Below are 15,876 nucleotides of genomic sequence, written 5' to 3'. Positions count from 1 at the left end.
CCATGTCGGAGCCCATACGGATCGCGCTGCTCGGCTGCGGTGTCGTGGGCGGGTCAATCGCCCGCCGCCTCACCCGCGCCGCTGACGAATTCACCGCACGCGTCGGTCGGCCGTTGCAGATCGTCGGGGTTGCCGTCCGCGACATCACCAAGGACCGCTCCGACACCGGCCTGCCCGCTGAACTGTTCACCACGGATGCGGAGTCACTGGTCGGCAAGGCCGACCTCGTGATCGAGCTGATGGGTGGCATCGAGCCGGCGAAGTCGTTGTTGCAGAAGGCGATTGAGGGCGGCGCGAGTGTCGTCACCGCCAACAAGGCGCTGCTAGGCCAACACGGCCCGGAGCTCTACGAACTCGCCGACGCCCACGGCGTCGACCTCTCCTTCGAGGCTGCGGTTGCGGGAGCAATCCCGTTGATCCGCCCGTTGCGCGAGTCGCTCGCCGGCGACCAGGTGCACCGCGTCATGGGCATCGTCAACGGCACCACCAACTTCATCCTCGACAAGATGGACCGCACCGGCGCGGCCCTCGAGGACGTCCTGGCCGAAGCCCAGGAGCTGGGTTACGCCGAAGCCGACCCGACCGCCGACGTCGAGGGTCATGACGCTCAAGCCAAAACCGCGATCTTGGCCTCGTTGGCGTTCCACACGCGCGTGACCACGCCTGAGGTGCACTGCGAAGGGATCATGGGTGTCACCGCCGAGGACATCCGCGCCGCGCGCAAGATCGGCTGTGTCATCAAGCTGCTCGCCATCGCCGAGCGTGTCGAGCGCGACGGCGGCGAAGCCGTGAACGTACGAGTCCACCCGACTCTGTTGCCGCGCAGCCACCCGTTGGCCAGTGTCCGGGAGGCGTTCAATGCGGTGTTCGTGGAGACCGAGCTCGCCGGCGAGCTGATGTTCTACGGCCAGGGCGCCGGCGGCGACCCGACGGCGTCGGCGGTGCTCGGCGATGTGGTGCAGGCCGCTCGCCACAAGGCGCAGGGTGGTCGAGGGCCTGGGGAGTCGGCCTACGCGAATCTGCCCGTTGACCCGATCGGCCGCTCCTCCACCTGTTACTACATTCGAATGGACGTCGACGACCGTTCTGGGGTCCTGGCCGCCATCACCGGCATCTTTGGTGAGCAGTCGGTATCGATCGAGTCCATGCGGCAGGGCGTACGTCGGTCGCAGGACGGCCAGGCGACGTTGCACCTCGTGACCCACCGGGCGGGCGAGGCCGAACTCGCCGCCGTTGTCGACCAGCTCAAGGCATCACCGGACGTCACCGACGTCCTGTCGGTGCTCCGATTCGAAGGGTCCTGATCCATGGCTCACCAGTGGCGCGGCGTCATCCGCGAATACGTCGACCGTCTCCCGATGCTCGAGGGCGCGCCAGTCATCACCCTCGGTGAAGGCGGCACCCCGCTCATCCACGCTGAGCGGCTCTCGCAGCTCACCGGCGCCGACGTGTGGGTGAAGTACGAGGGGATGAACCCGACCGGTTCGTTCAAGGACCGCGGGATGACCGCCGCGATTTCGATGGCGGCGAAGGCTGGGGCCAAAGCAGTCGTCTGCGCCTCGACCGGCAACACCAGTGCGTCGGCGGCGGCGTATGCGACCAAGGCCGGGATGACCTGCGCGGTGTTGGTTCCCGACGGGAAGATCGCGATGGGCAAGCTCAGCCAGGCGATCGCCCACGGCGCCACCCTGCTGCAGGTCGACGGCAACTTTGACGACTGCCTGGGCGTCGCCCGCAAGCTCGCCGACGCCTACCCGGTCGAACTGGTCAACTCGGTGAACCCGGCGCGTATCGAGGGTCAGAAGACCGCCGCTTTCGAGGTCATCGACGCCCTCGGTGACGCTCCGGACATCCACCTGCTGCCAGTCGGCAACGCTGGCAACATCACGGCTTATTGGAAGGGCTACCGCGAGGCGGCGGACGCCGCCCACGGAGCGCCGATCGCCACCAAGCGACCGCAGATGTGGGGCTTTCAGGCCGAGGGCGCTGCGCCGATCGTGAAGGGTCACCCGATCTCCAACCCCGAGACGATCGCCACCGCGATCCGGATCGGCAACCCGGCGTCGTGGAAGCAGGCCGAGGCGGCTCGGGACGAATCCGGTGGCTTGATCGACTCGGTCACCGACGACCAGATCCTCGCCGCGCACCGACGGTTGTCCTCGACCGAGAGCGTCTTCGTCGAACCGGGCTCGGCGGCCTCCATCGCCGGCCTGCTCAAGATGCACGAAGCCGGCCGTATCCCGCGTGGCGCAACGATTGTTTGCACCGTCACCGGCCACGGTCTGAAGGACCCGCAGTGGGCGCTGAAGACGGCCTCGGGTGACGACGTGCAACCCACCCGGGTGTCGATCGACACCGTGACGGTTGCACGCGAGCTCGGCCTCGAATCTTAATGGGACACAACGAGATCCAGGCGGGATCCTCCGTACGGGTCGATGTTCCTGCGAGCTCGGCGAACCTCGGCCCGGGGTTCGATTCCCTTGGCCTGGGCCTTGAACTGCGCGACGTCCTTGAGGTGCGCTGCACCGGCGACGAGTTGCGCATCGAAGTCGAAGGCGAGGGCGCTGATGAGGTGCCGCTCGATCCGGAACACCTGATCCACCGCTCGATGCTCGCCCTCTGGGAGAAGTTGGGTGTCACGGCCCCGAAAGGGCTGCACCTCTCCTGCGTCAATGCGGTGCCCCACTCGCGCGGGCTCGGTTCATCGGCCGCCGCGATCGTGGCCGGCGTGACGGCGGCTTATGCACTCACCGGGCGCGACCTCGACGCGGTGGGCCTGGCGCTCATCAATGACGTCGCCAGCAGTCTTGAGGGGCACCCCGACAACGCCTCAGCCAGCGTCTACGGCGGTTACACCGTGTCGTGGTGGGACGGCGCCGCCTGGCAAACCGTACGCCCGCAGTTGCACCCCGAGATCCGCGCGCTGGCGCTGGTTCCCGACGCCACCCTCTCGACCGACAAGGCCCGTTCGGCCTTGCCCGGATCGGTCCCCTTTGCGGCCGCTGCTCGCAACGCCGGCCGCGCCGCGTTGATGACCCACGCGATGACCGCCGATCCGGCGTTCCTGTTCGCGGCGACTGCCGACTGGCTTCATCAAGAAAATCGGCGACCCGCCTACCCGGGGAGTATGGCCGTGGTCGATAGGTTGCGCGCCGATGGGCTGGCAGCCTTCGTTTCGGGCGCCGGTCCGACCGTGCTGGTGCTCGGCGGAGCAGCCGACCTCGACCGTGTTCCCGACCCGGGCGCGGGATGGCGTGGTCTTCGCGTCGACATTGCCCGCGCCGGGGTGCGGGCCATTTCACACATTCTCTGACGGAAGGTGTAGATTGACACCGCACCTTGTTGAGGTCCGATGTTCGTCAAGTGACGTCGGAGTGCCCCAGGCGCACCCCATATCTCGCCTCGTGCGACGTCGCCCAGCGATGTCCCTCGCATGCGAAATCGGTAGATAACAAGACCTCGTTCTTCGAGGCAGACCACGATCGGCATCGCCGATCGAACCCCCGTGGGGGAAGGATCCTTCGTGACTGAAACCACCGAGTCCACGGCACCCGCACAGACGGTGCCGGACTCCTCGCGTTCGCTTGGTTCACTGAAGCTGGACGAGCTGAAGCGGCTCGCCGGCACGATGGGAATCAGCGGCACCTCCAAGATGCGCAAGAGCGACCTGCTCGATGCCATCCAGGGCCGCGGTGCTGGCTCATCGACCGGCCGCGCGACCCGCGACGCAGCAAAGACCGCCGACTCGGCGGCCCCCGAGGCGCAGCAGAGCGCGCCGCAGGAGACTCCGCAGACGCAGCCCCAGCAGACCCAGCCGGAAAAGGCTGAGCCCCGTCGCTCCGGGTCGCGTCGCAGCGTCTCCAAGGTGACTGCGCCGCAGACGAACTCGGCTGCCCCGGCGGCCCGCGACGACCGCCGTGATGCGGGTCGCGACAACGACACTCCGGCCGCGGAAAAATCTGTCGGCGAGCCGGCTCGCGCCGAGCGCTCCAGCGCCGATGGCGCATCCGCCGAGGACCGTCAGCAGGGCGAGCGCCAGGGCCGCCAGCAGAACGACCGTCAGCAGGGCGACCGTCAGCAGGGCGACCGTCAGCAGAACCAGCAGAACCAGCAGGACGGTGACCGTCAGTCGGAGAACCGTCAGCAGGACAACCGCCAGTCGGACCAGCAGGACGGCAACCGCCAGCAGGGCAACCGTCAGCAGGATGGCGACCGCCAGAACAACCAGAACCGGCGCACCAACGCCGGTGGCCAGGGCGGTCAGAACAACCAGCAGAACAACCGCCAGCAGGGCCAGGCCAACCAGGGCGGCAACCAGAACCAAGGCGGCCGCGACAACAACAACGGCAGCCGTGACGACTGGGACCAGGACGGCCGTGGCCGTCGCCGTCAGCGTGGCCGTGACCGCAACAAGCGCGGTGGCACCCGCAACCGCGCCGAGGAATATGGCGACGTCGACACGCAGGTGCGCGAGGACGACGTGCTGGTGCCCGTGGCCGGCATCTTGGACGTGCTGGACAACTACGCGTTCGTGCGGACCAGCGGCTACCTGCCGGGGCCGAACGACGTCTACGTTCCGCTGAACATCGTCAAGAAGAACGGCCTGCGCAAGGGCGATGCGGTCACCGGTGCGGTGCGTGCACTGCGCGAGGGTGAGCAGATCCCGGCCCGCCAGAAGTTCAACGCGTTGGTGCGTCTGGACACGATCAACGGGATGTCGCCGGAGGAGTCCGGCCAGCGCGTTGAGTTCGGCAAGCTCGTGCCGCTCTACCCGCAGGAGCGCCTGCGCCTGGAGACCGCGCAGAACCTGCTGACCACCCGGATCATCGACCTGGTGGCCCCGATCGGCAAGGGCCAGCGTGGCCTCATCGTCGCCCCGGCCAAGGCCGGTAAGACGATGGTCATGCAGGCGCTCGCCAACGCGATCACCACGAACAATCCCGAGTGCCACCTGATGGTCGTTCTGGTCGACGAGCGTCCCGAAGAGGTCACCGACATGCAGCGTGCGGTGAAGGGTGAGGTCATCGCCTCCACCTTCGACCGTCCGGCCGACGACCACACCACCGTTGCCGAACTGGCGATTGAGCGCGCCAAGCGCCTGGTCGAGAAGGGCCACGACGTTGTGGTGCTGCTTGACTCGATCACCAAGCTGGGACGCGCCTACAACCTTGCGGCGCCAGCCTCCGGTCGCATCATGTCCGGTGGTGTCGACTCTGCAGCGCTCTACCCGCCGAAGAAGTTCTTCGGTGCGGCGCGCAACATCGAGAACGGTGGCTCGCTCACCATCCTGGCCACCGCGCTCGTTGAGACCGGCTCCAAGATGGACGAGGTCATCTTCGAAGAGTTCAAGGGCACCGGCAACATGGAGCTCAAGCTCGATCGTCAGCTGGCCAACCGCCGCATCTTCCCGGCGGTCGACGTCAACAACTCCGGCACCCGCCGCGAGGAGATCTTGTTGGGTGCCGACGAGCTGAAGATCATGTGGAAGCTGCGTCGGGTGCTGGCTGCGCTCGACTCGCAGCAGAGCATCGAACTCCTGCTCGACCGGTTGCGGAAGACCAAGAGCAACGTCGACTTCCTGATGCAGGTCCAGCAGACCTCTTCGATCAAGCTCGACGACGAGAACTGATTGGCTCAGTTGCGCTGAGACAAGAAAATGCGGCCCGCGCTTTGGCGCGGGCCGCATTTGCTGTCCACCGACCGGTGGATGTCCCGATCAGCTGACGGTGACCTCATCGGCCAGCACGAATCCGACCCGGTGGCCCAGACTGACCAATAGATACTTCGTCGTCCCCACGATATTGATGTGGTCGCCCGGGGTATCCGCCGAGAAGGTCTTGGCGCGGTAGTAGTCGGCCGGCAACGTGTCGTCGAGCAGGGCATAGGACTGCCCCGGCGCCAGCGTGTAGAGCAACGGCGAGATCGGTTGTGCGTCAGCCGGATTGGCATAGGCCGATGCCTCGGGATAGGCCCGTCCGAACGTCTGCGCCTGCACCTTCGCGGTCACCTTCCGGCCGCGTACGACGACCCGCGCCGTCGGCTTCGAGACCGGGTTGTGGAACCACGCGAGAGCGCCCAGGAACCACACGGCCGTCCAGTCACCGCGGACCTCCGCCACGACGTAGTCCGTTCCGGCCGCAGCGCGGCCGCCGACATCGGAGACCGTGGTGGTCGAGGGAGAGCTTTTGATCCCGGGGTCGGTCACCAGGGGCGATTCGGCTGTGGGGGAGGAGTACAGCGGCACGAAGTTGGTGCCACGGGTTCCGTCGCCGGCGACGGGCTGCACGTTCTGGCTGAAGCCCGGCAGGATCCGTACGACATCGCCGGCAACAGCGGGCCGTCCGGACGTTCCGGCGTTCAACGGCGCGCCCATGAGCTCGAAGTAGTGCTCCCAGTCCCAGTAGGGGCCCGGGTCCCAGTGCATGCCGGCGATCGTCGGCGTCGTGGTTCCGGGAACCTGGTCGTGACCCACGATGTGACCGCGATCCAGCGGGATCCGATAGGCGCGAGCCAGCGCGCTGATCAACCGGGCACTGCGGCGATACATCGCCTCGGTGAACCAGGAGTAACCCTCCGGGGCATAACCCTCGTGTTCGACGCCGATCGAGTGGGCGTTGAAATACCAGTTGCCGGCGTGCCAGCCGACGTCCTTGGGGTCGAGGTGCTGGGCAATGTGGCCGTCGCTGGAGCGAACCGTGTAGTTCCACGCCAGGTAGGTCGGGTCGTTGACCAGTTGCAACGCCGTTTCGTAGCTGCACTCCGTGTCATGAATGACCAGGTGGGTCAGGCGCGGCGAGATCGGCCGATTCGCCAGGTCGTGGTTGCCGTAGTCGCCGGGATCGGGCCCATATTGCGCGTAGGGCGCCGGGAGTGACTCCACTCCCAGCCCGGGTGGCGTATCGCTGCGTGAACGGCGCACCGTCGCCACGCGACCCTTCACCTTGGTCCGCCCGGCGCCGGGATCGGCCATCTTCTGCGGCGCAACGCTGAACTTGGTGCCGTTGTCGGTGACCGTGAGGCCGCTGGCCAGGTCGGCCAGGACGTCATCGGCGAACTGCAACTGCGCCGCGGGGTTGGTGAGACCGCTGATCACGCTGATCGCCTCGAACCAGGCAGCCGGATTGCTCGTTGCGCCGACCGGACCACCGAGGGAGCGCTGCAACTTCGCCAGCAGGGCCGCGGCCGCGCGTACGTTCTCCACGGCGTTCGTACGCAGCGTCGCCGGCGAGACTTCGGCGGCCGCCGCCGCGTCGCCGAGAGTGTCGATCGTGCGGACAGCGGGTCGACCTTCGGCCGAACGCTGCTGCGCAACGCCGGCGCCGTCGATCAGGTTCATCGGACCGTAGCCGTGGCTCCGGCTCGGCGCGGAGCCGTGATCGGTCCAGCGGGACTGGCCGTAACTGATGGCAGCGAGCAGAGCCGGCGGGACGCCGTACTTCGCCCCGGCCTGCCGGAACACGCCAGCCCGGTCGACGGCGAGCGCCGACGGTGCGGCGGCAAGCGTCGATCCGGCGACGACGGTGAACAGGAATGCGCGGCGTGAGGGGGGAGTCATGGGAATCTTCCGACGCAGGGGCAGATCGACCAACCAAGCCAATCTGTCATCGCGCTGCCCGGTCGTGGTTAAAGAGACGGTCAAGATGCACCGGTTCGGAATATCCACCGCCGGCTCGCGGTTTGGAAGGAGGTCCGCTGCTCTGGCAGACTGGACCGTCGGCCCCGGTTCACGCACCGAATCCATCGTTGCGACCCGGGAATACGCCTGAAATCGAGGAGATACCGTGAAGAAGAACCTTCACCCGAACTACGCCGAGACCGTGGTCACCTGCACCTGCGGCAACACGTTCACCACCCGCAGCACCGCCGAGTCCGGCAAGATCAGCGCCGAAGTCTGCTCCAACTGCCACCCGTTCTACACCGGCAAGCAGAAGATCCTCGACACCGGTGGCCGCGTCGCGCGCTTCGAGCAGCGCTACGGCAAGAAGAACGCCTGATCGCAAGATCTGTGGCTCCCGCGTGAGCCCTTCGCTCTACTCCAGCGTTTGCCACCACCGGTAGGCAGCACTGGACACCTCGGGTGGCTTCCCCAGCGGGGGAGCCACCCGATCCGTTTCCACCCAGGAGGACACCGTGCTCGAATCAGCATCAACGGTTGTTGCTGAGCATCACGAGCTGGAGCAGCAGTTGTCCGACCCTGCGGTGCTCGGCGACCCCACGACCCTGCGCCGGGTGAACAAGCGATACGCGGCGCTCGGCCCGACTGTCGCGGCCTACCACGCGTGGCATACCGCGCAGGATGACCTCGAAGCGGCCCGGGAACTGGCCGTCGACGATGCCTCCTTCGCCGCGGAGGTCCCCGAACTTGAAGCCGTCCTTGCCCGCGCCGAGGAAAAGCTGCGCAGCCTGCTGCTGCCGCGCGACGAAGATGACGACCGTGACGTGATTCTCGAGGTCAAGGCGGGGGCTGGCGGCGAAGAAGCCGCGCTGTTCGCCGGAGACCTGGTGCGGATGTATCTGCGTTTCGCCGAGCGTGCCGGTTGGCGGGCCCAGATCACCGACGCCACCGAGTCCGACCTTGGTGGCTACACCGACGTACGCCTGCAGATCGTTGCCAAGGGCACCCCCGAACCGGGCGCCGCGCCCTGGGCTCGGCTGAAGTACGAAGGCGGGGTGCACCGCGTGCAGCGGGTCCCGGTCACCGAGTCGCAAGGACGAATCCACACCTCCGCAGTCGGCGTGCTGGTGATGCCCGACCTGGACGACGGCGACGACGCCGAGATCACTTTCGGGCCCAACGACCTCAAGATCGACGTCTACCGCAGCTCCGGGCCGGGTGGGCAGTCGGTCAACACCACCGACTCCGCGGTGCGTATCACTCACCTCCCGACCGGCACAGTCGTCTCCTGTCAGAACGAGAAGTCGCAGCTGCAGAACAAGGAGTCGGCGTTGCGAGTGCTCAAGGCGCGGCTGCGACAGATCGAGCAGGAGAAGCGTGACGCCGAGGCATCGGCCGCTCGCCGATCGCAGGTTCGGTCGATGGACCGGTCCGAGCGCATCCGGACCTACAACTACCCGGAGAACCGGATCGCCGACCACCGCACCGGCTACAAGGCCCACAACCTCGACGCCGTGCTCGATGGTGACCTTGCTCCGGTGATCGATTCCGCGCTGCAGGCCGACGAAGCCGCGAGGATGGCGGCTGTGGCCGCCGGCGGCGAGTGAACCCGAGGGCAGCCCTTCGGGCCGCCGCCGCTCGGTTGGTTGCCGCTGGCATCCCGGGCGGTGCGGTCGATGCTCGTCGCCTGCTCGAGTCGGTGCTGCGCATTGATGCGGCTGATCTCGACCGGAGAATCATTCTCGGCCCGGACCTCACGACGCCGGAGCTGAGCCGGTTCCAGGACCTCGTCGACGAACGCGCCCGCCGCATTCCGCTGCAACACCTCACCGGGCGAGCGCCCTTTCGCCGGTTGGAGCTCCACGTCGGACCGGGTGTTTTCGTTCCCCGGCCGGAAACCGAATCGATCGTCGATCTCGCCCTGAACGCGCTGCCGATGGGCGGAACCGTGGTTGACCTCTGCTCTGGGTCGGGCTGTATCCCGTTGTCGCTCAAGGATGAACGGCCGGACGCCGCCGTCCACGCCGTCGAGCTGGATCCGCATGCCTATGCCTGGGCAGTGGGCAACCGGCAGCGCCTCGACCTTGACGTGACCTTGAAACTTGGCGACGCGACTAATGCCTTCCCGGAGTTGGAAGGCGAGGTCGATGTCGTGGTCAGCAACCCGCCCTACATCCCGGTCGGGATGGTGCCGGTCGACCCGGAGGTGCGCGATCACGACCCCGACATTGCGTTGTACGGCGGCAGTCCCGATGGTCTGCTGATTCCAGTTGCGGTCGCCGATCGGGCGCTCGTTTTGCTCAAGCCGGGCGGCTTGCTGGTGATGGAACACGCAGAGACCCAGGGGGAGTCGCTGCCCGCGGCGCTGCGTCGCCGTGGCTGGACCGAGGTTCACGACGAGTCCGACCTCGCCGGCCGGCCGCGGTTTGTGGTGGGCCGAAAGCCCTGAGTCGATCGGCTAATGCTCGATCGGGATCACGCTGCAGCCGGTCAGGTCGACGACGATGTCGGTCGCTTGCTGAGGGCTGAGGATCGCGCCCTTGAACGCGCGCAGCCGATCGAGATCGCATGGCCCGAGCCGAGCGCCGCGCAGGTCGGCGTCCTTCAGGTTCGCGTCGAACAGGTCGGCCTCAGTCAGGTCGCACTCGTCGAAAATGGACCCGTGGAAGTCGACCGCGCGCAGGGTTGCCTCGGTGAACCGGCAACCGGTGAGGTCGACATTCGCCAGCGCCGCCCCGATGAGGTTCGCCGCGAACAGATTCGAGCGTCGCATCGCGAAACCGAGGCCACGGGTCCGTTGCATGGACACGCCGGTCATCCGGCAACCGGTGAACACCGCGTCGCCGAGCAGGGCGCCGTCGAGGACCGCGCCATCCAGGGCGCATTCCTCGAAGCTGACCTCCGTCAGATCAAGGTCGCGCAGGTTCGCATCGCGCAGGTCGCAGCGCAGCAAGGTGACCGCGGTGGTTGCCCCGCGCAAGGCCTCTTCCAGGACGGCGCGATCAAGGGTCTGACCAGTGATCTCCATGGCGTCATACTCGCGGGTCGGCAACCGCCGCGGCGGCACCAGCCCCAACACCTACGATCGAGCCCATGCCCCACCTCGATGTGACCCGCTGCTGTGACGAGGATCGAACCTGGGTCTCCTGGGCCGTACGAACTGTCGGCGCCGATGCGAATCGCAGCGCCGACACCCACCTGCTGCCATTGCACGACGGCCCCGCGGGTATCGACCTCTACCTCAAGGACGAATCGACCCACCCGACCGGCAGCCTGAAGCACCGGTTGGCCCGCAGCCTGTTTCTGTACGCGTTGTGCAACGGCCGGATCTGCCGCGACAGCGTGGTCGTCGAGGCCAGCAGTGGCTCCACCGCGGTCAGCGAGGCCTACTTCGCGCGGTTGCTCGGTCTGAAGTTCATCGCGGTCATGCCGCGGACGACCAGTCGACAGAAGGTCGATCTCATTCAGCGCTACGGCGGCGAGTGCGACTTCGTCGATGACGGCTCATTGGTCTACGCCCGCGCGCAGGAGATCGCCGACAAGTCCGGTGGTCACTATCTGGACCAGTTCACCTATGCCGAGCGGGCCACCGACTGGCGCGGGAACAACAACATCGCCGAGTCGATCTTCGGCCAGATGTCCCACGAACCGCATCCCGTCCCCCGCTGGGTTGTGGTCGGTGCGGGAACCGGTGGAACCTCCGCCACCATCGGCCGCTACCTGCGCTATCAGGGCCACGACACCCGCCTGTGTGTTGTCGACCCGGAGCGGTCGGCCTTCTTCGATGGCTGGGTCGACCGGGATCCCGCCCGCACCATCACCGGCGGATCACGGATCGAAGGGATCGGCCGACCCCGTACGGAACCGTCGTTCGCCCCTGATGTCGTCGACCGGATGATCAAGGTGCCCGATGCGGCGTCCATCGCCGCGGTCCACCTGCTGCGTGAGCGCACCGGCCTGTTCGCCGGGGGCTCCACCGGTACGAATCTTTATGGCGTGCTGCGCCTTGCCTGCGAACTGCGAGCGGCGGGGGAGCGCGGCAGCATCGTGACCCTGCTCTGCGACGGGGGTGAGCGTTACGCCCAGACCTACTACGACCGGGGCTGGTTGCGCGACAGCGGAATGGACCCCGACAGCTACCGGCCGCTCCTGGAACGGGCGTGGGATCACGGTGAGTGGGACGACCGCCTCGCGCCGGCCGGTGCGAATGCGGGAGACTCTTGCGGAACATCCATCCAACCGAGGAGTGACGCGTGAGTCCTGTCTTCGACTGCGCCACCGAGCAGGGGCGTCAAGAAGGCATCGCGGCCGCGGCCGCCGCCGCGCGAGCCGGGCAGTGCGTGATCATGCCGACCGACACCGTCTATGGCATCGGAACCGACGCGTTCAGCGTTTCCGGGGTCGAGGCGATGCTGACTGCCAAGGGCCGAGGACGCGAGCGCCCGTCCGCCGTCTTGATCGCCGACCGCGCGGCAGTGGACGGTCTCGCGACCGCGGTGCCGTCGTACGCCCGCAGGTTGATGGACGCGTTCTGGCCGGGTGGCCTGACCCTGGTCTTCCGGTCCCAGCCGACGCTGGCCTGGGACCTCGGCGATACCAACGGCACAGTCGGGCTGCGGCAGCCGTCCGACGAACTCACCCTCGAACTGTTGCGTGAGGTCGGCCCGATGGCGGTGACCTCGGCCAATCGCACCGGCCAGCCCCCGGTCACCACCATTACCGAGGCGGGTTTCGCCTTCGGCCCGGCCGTTGAGGTCTACCTGGATGCCGGTGGTCGCGAGGGCGGTGAACCCTCGACCATGCTCGACTGCACCAAAGCCGACCCGGTCGTGCTGCGCCACGGCGCGATCAGCGCCGACCGCCTGCGGGAGGTGCTGGGCGACGTCGAGTTGGTTGATCCGTATGTCGGTCCGGCTGCGGTTGACCTGACCAAGCCGAGTGAACTGCCCGCCACTCATGACGACTCCGGTGCAGCGCTGGAGCCCGCCGATTCCGCTGACGCCGATTCAGCCGATCCTGTCCCAGCCACCGATTCAGACTCTGACTCAGCCGACCCCGAGCAAAGGTGATCCGATGACCACACCCTTCTACGGCCCCGACTTCGACGCCCTGCAGCAGTTCGACCCCGACATCGCCGGCGTTCTGCTGTCCGAGGTCGACCGAATTCGCAGCGGTCTCCAACTGATCGCCAGCGAGAACCTCTCCAGCCCCGCTGTCATCACCGCGCTGGGTTCGACGCTGACGAACAAGTACGCCGAGGGCTACCCGGGCCGCCGTTACTACGGCGGTTGCTCCGAAGTCGACAAGGCCGAGACGATCGCGATCGAGCGCGCCAAGGAGTTGTTCGGCGCCGACCACGCGAACGTGCAGCCGCACTCCGGAGCCAGCGCCAACCAGGCGGTCTACGGCGCGTTCATGCAGCCGGGCGACACCATCCTGGCGATGGCGCTGCCGATGGGCGGCCACCTGACCCACGGCACCAAGGTCAGCTTCTCGGGCAAGTGGTTCAACGCCGTCCACTACGGCGTCGACAAAGAGACCGAGAACATCGACTACGCCGAAGTGGAACGCCTCGCCAAGGAACACCGGCCGAAGGTGATCCTGGCCGGCGGCTCGGCGATCCCGCGGCTGATCGACTTCGAGTTCTTCCGCAAGCTGGCCGACGAGATCGGCGCGATCTTCTGGGTCGACGCGGCTCACTTCATCGGGCTGGTTGCCGGCAAGGCGATCCCCAGCCCGGTGCCCTACGCCGATGTCGTCAGCTTCACCACCCACAAGGTGCTGCGCGGACCGCGCTCGGGCGCGCTGGTCTGCAAGGAAGAACACGCCGCCAAGATCGACAAGGCCGTCTTCCCGATGATGCAGGGCGGCCCCCAGATGCACACCATCGCCGCGAAGGCGGTGAACTTCAAGGAGTGTGCGACCCCGGAATACGCCGCGTACACCCGTCAGGTCATCGCCAACGCTCAGCAGTTGGCCACCTCCCTGGGTGAGCTGGGCATCCGCCCAACCACCGGCGGAACCGACACCCACCTCTCGCTGCACGACCTGCAGGGTGTTGGTGTGACGGGTGCCGACGCCGAGAAGCGCGCCGATGCAGCCGGAATTGTATTGAACAAGAACGCGATTCCGTTTGACCCGCAGAAGCCGAACGTCGCCTCCGGTATCCGGGTCGGCACCCCCTCGGTCACCACTCAGGGCATGGGTGTCGAGGAGATGAAGACGATCGCCTCGCTGATCCACCAAGCGGTCACCGCTTCCGACGGCACCCCGGAGCACCCGGTCGCCCAGGAAGTGCGCGCCGGCGTCACCGAACTGGTCACCCGGTTCCCCGCCTACCCGCGCTGAGGAAAACGCTGGACACGCATGCGCGAATACCTTCTGGTCTGTGTGGTCGCCGCGGCCATCACCTTCATCACGACGCCGGCCGTACGCCGGTTCGCGGTGCGGTTCGGCGCGGTGACCCCGGTGCGGGGACGGGATGTCCATTCCGTCCCCGTGCCCAGGCTGGGCGGTGTCGGCATGCTGTTCGGCTTCCTCGCCGCGACGTTGGTCGCGACACGGTTGCCCTATCTGTCGCAGCTGTTCGACAATCCGACGCTCTACGGCGTGGTGATCGGCGCGCTGATCATCACCGTTCTCGGTGCGGTCGACGACTTCATTGAGATCGACGCGGTGACCAAGTTCGCCGGCCAGATGATCGCCGCCGGCGTGATGGCCTTCGCCGGCGTCCAGATGATCACCGTGCCCTTCGGCAACGTTCAGACGGTGCTTCCGCAGGAGATCTTGGTCCCGCTGACCATCGTCATCGTGGTGGCCAGCACCAACGCGGTGAACTTCGTCGATGGCCTCGACGGTCTCGCCGCCGGGATGGTGGCGATTGCCGCGGCGGCCTTCTTCGTGTGGGTTTATACGGCCAGTCCGCCGAACTTCGATCCGCCGTCGGTGTTCTCCACCTCGGCGTTCCTGACCGCGGTCATCGTCGGATGTTGCGCGGGCTTCTTGCCCCACAACTTCCATCCGGCCAAGCTATTCATGGGCGACGCCGGCGCGCTGTTGCTGGGTCTCTTGCTCGCCTCGGCCACCATTACCTTCACCGGAAACTTCGATCCGAGTGCTGGACCGCAGCGCGCCACCGCCCTGGTCGCGTTCTGGCTGCCGATCGCCCTGCCGTTGTCGATCCTTGCCGTTCCGATCCTCGACGTGATCCTGGCGATCCGTCGCCGTGGCCTGCGCTTCTGGAAGCCGGACGCCAAGCACCTGCACCACCGGATGCTCGGCATCGGCCACCCGCACAGCCAGGCCGTCATGCTGTTCTATCTCTGGTCTGCGTCGGTCTCCGGGGGAGTGCTGTCCTTTGCCTTCCTGCGGGTGGAATACGCGACAATGGTCTTGGTCGGCGGCCTGGCACTCAGCTTCGCCCTGACCGTCGGGCTCCCCAAGTTGAGTCGAAAACGGACCTTGTGATAGTTTTCACAAAGTCCGATCAGTCGATCTGACGCCTTCAGACGCCCGACCCTGCCCCCGAACGAGGAGCCCCGTGGCCAGCGCCGACACCCGAGGAAAGACTTCGCCCGCGAAGCCGCTGTTCGCAGCGATGCTGCGCGCGGGCGTCCTCGTGTCTGCCGTCGCGTTCCCGATCGTCGTGATCGTTTTCTGGCTGGCTCGTGATGCGCGAGGCGCCGCTGGCGCCGCGCTCGGTGCGCTGCTTGCACTGGTGTTCTTCGCGGCCGGGCTGATGGTCATGACGCGAGTTATCAACGAACACCCGATCTCCGTTCTGACGGGAGCGATCGCGGTCTATCTCGGCCAAGTCATCTTCCTCGGACTGGTCATCGTGATCTTCTCGCGGCAGTCCTGGCTCGACACCACGGCGTTCGGTCTGGCTGTTCTGGCCGTCGCTCTGCTGTGGCAGGTCGCCCAAGTCGTCGCGTTCGTCCGTACGCCTAAGCCGGTCTACGACCTTCCCGAGAATGAGGCGGTCTGATGGCCGACCTTGATCCGAAGAAGCTGTTCGGTGCGCCGGGCGGTGCCATGGAAAATGGCGAACCTGCCCCTGAGGCAAGTGCCTGGGGGGTCACCAGCTACCTGATTTCCGGGCCGCTCATGCTCGGTGGCGTCGGTTGGTTGCTCGATCACTGGCTCGACACCGGCTTCCTGCTTCCGGTGGGAATCCTGGCCGGAATGGCCCTGTCGATGTATGTGATCTGGGTCCGGTACGGTACGGGGTGAGCTGGTGGGATCGACAAAAGACCGAGTCG

General features: G+C 66.8%; 15 protein-coding genes. 13 read left to right on the top strand and 2 right to left on the bottom strand.

Going from position 1 to position 15,876, the window contains the following annotated elements:
* Positions 1–2 precede the first annotated feature (2 nt).
* The 4 genes from ACYU98_RS10675 (at position 3) to rho (ending at position 5,629) form a co-directional block, all read left to right on the top strand.
* Entirely contained in the window at positions 3–1,304 is a 1,302-nt protein-coding gene (locus tag ACYU98_RS10675; protein ID WP_460468188.1) for a homoserine dehydrogenase, read from the top strand.
* A gap of 3 nt (positions 1,305–1,307) precedes the next feature.
* Positions 1,308–2,393: a threonine synthase gene (gene thrC, locus ACYU98_RS10670; RefSeq protein ID WP_460468187.1), complete on the top strand. Its 1,086-nt coding sequence runs from the start codon at positions 1,308–1,310 to the stop codon at positions 2,391–2,393.
* On the top strand, positions 2,393–3,313 hold the full coding sequence (thrB, locus tag ACYU98_RS10665; RefSeq protein WP_460468186.1) for a homoserine kinase: 921 nt from the start codon (positions 2,393–2,395) through the stop codon (positions 3,311–3,313). Before thrC ends, thrB begins: the two co-directional genes overlap by 1 nt.
* Positions 3,314–3,523: 210 nt before the next feature.
* Positions 3,524–5,629 (top strand): transcription termination factor Rho, encoded by a 2,106-nt coding sequence (rho, locus tag ACYU98_RS10660; RefSeq protein ID WP_460468185.1) that lies wholly within the window; start codon positions 3,524–3,526, stop codon positions 5,627–5,629.
* A gap of 87 nt (positions 5,630–5,716) precedes the next feature.
* Here rho and ACYU98_RS10655 read toward each other — a convergent pair whose 3' ends face one another.
* On the bottom strand, positions 5,717–7,555 hold the full coding sequence (locus tag ACYU98_RS10655; RefSeq protein WP_460468184.1) for an N-acetylmuramoyl-L-alanine amidase: 1,839 nt from the start codon (positions 7,553–7,555) through the stop codon (positions 5,717–5,719).
* Between the two features lie 226 nt (positions 7,556–7,781).
* On the opposite strand from ACYU98_RS10655, the gene rpmE reads away from it, so the two are divergent.
* The 3 genes from rpmE to prmC all read left to right on the top strand — a co-directional run bounded on the left by rpmE (position 7,782) and on the right by prmC (position 10,064).
* Positions 7,782–7,994 (top strand): 50S ribosomal protein L31, encoded by a 213-nt coding sequence (gene rpmE / locus ACYU98_RS10650; RefSeq protein WP_460468183.1) that lies wholly within the window; start codon positions 7,782–7,784, stop codon positions 7,992–7,994.
* A 136-nt stretch (positions 7,995–8,130) separates the two neighbouring features.
* On the top strand, positions 8,131–9,222 hold the full coding sequence (gene prfA, locus ACYU98_RS10645) for a peptide chain release factor 1 (protein WP_460468182.1): 1,092 nt from the start codon (positions 8,131–8,133) through the stop codon (positions 9,220–9,222).
* On the top strand, positions 9,219–10,064 hold the full coding sequence (gene prmC / locus ACYU98_RS10640; RefSeq protein WP_460468181.1) for a peptide chain release factor N(5)-glutamine methyltransferase: 846 nt from the start codon (positions 9,219–9,221) through the stop codon (positions 10,062–10,064). The genes prfA and prmC overlap by 4 nt, the downstream gene beginning before the upstream one ends.
* Positions 10,065–10,073: 9 nt before the next feature.
* Here the strand turns inward: prmC and ACYU98_RS10635 are convergent, their stop codons facing one another.
* Positions 10,074–10,643: a pentapeptide repeat-containing protein gene (locus ACYU98_RS10635; protein WP_460468180.1), complete on the bottom strand. Its 570-nt coding sequence runs from the start codon at positions 10,641–10,643 to the stop codon at positions 10,074–10,076.
* Positions 10,644–10,708: 65 nt separating this feature from the next.
* On the opposite strand from ACYU98_RS10635, the gene ACYU98_RS10630 reads away from it, so the two are divergent.
* From ACYU98_RS10630 to ACYU98_RS10605, 6 genes are all read left to right on the top strand, one after another.
* Positions 10,709–11,872, top strand: a complete 1,164-nt coding sequence (locus ACYU98_RS10630) for a PLP-dependent cysteine synthase family protein (protein WP_460468179.1) — start codon at positions 10,709–10,711, stop codon at positions 11,870–11,872.
* Positions 11,869–12,684 carry an L-threonylcarbamoyladenylate synthase gene (locus ACYU98_RS10625; RefSeq protein ID WP_460468178.1) on the top strand — a complete coding sequence of 272 codons (816 nt, stop codon included), beginning with the start codon at positions 11,869–11,871 and terminating at the stop codon, positions 12,682–12,684. The genes ACYU98_RS10630 and ACYU98_RS10625 overlap by 4 nt, the downstream gene beginning before the upstream one ends.
* 4 nt (positions 12,685–12,688) lie before the next feature.
* The gene (locus ACYU98_RS10620; RefSeq protein ID WP_460468177.1) at positions 12,689–13,963 is read left to right on the top strand and encodes a serine hydroxymethyltransferase; all 1,275 of its coding nucleotides are present in this window, start codon (positions 12,689–12,691) and stop codon (positions 13,961–13,963) included.
* An 18-nt stretch (positions 13,964–13,981) separates the two neighbouring features.
* Positions 13,982–15,082: a glycosyltransferase family 4 protein gene (locus ACYU98_RS10615; RefSeq protein WP_460468176.1), complete on the top strand. Its 1,101-nt coding sequence runs from the start codon at positions 13,982–13,984 to the stop codon at positions 15,080–15,082.
* Positions 15,083–15,155: 73 nt separating this feature from the next.
* Positions 15,156–15,602: a hypothetical protein gene (locus tag ACYU98_RS10610; protein WP_460468175.1), complete on the top strand. Its 447-nt coding sequence runs from the start codon at positions 15,156–15,158 to the stop codon at positions 15,600–15,602.
* Positions 15,602–15,847, top strand: coding sequence for a hypothetical protein (locus ACYU98_RS10605; RefSeq protein WP_460468174.1), 246 nt, complete (start codon positions 15,602–15,604; stop codon positions 15,845–15,847). The genes ACYU98_RS10610 and ACYU98_RS10605 overlap by 1 nt, the downstream gene beginning before the upstream one ends.
* Positions 15,848–15,876: the final 29 nt, after the last annotated feature.

The sequence above is a fragment of the Calidifontibacter terrae genome, assembly GCF_054778835.1.
Note: the sequence above shows the minus strand (reverse complement) of the source record. Positions and strands in the feature narration are given on the sequence as shown.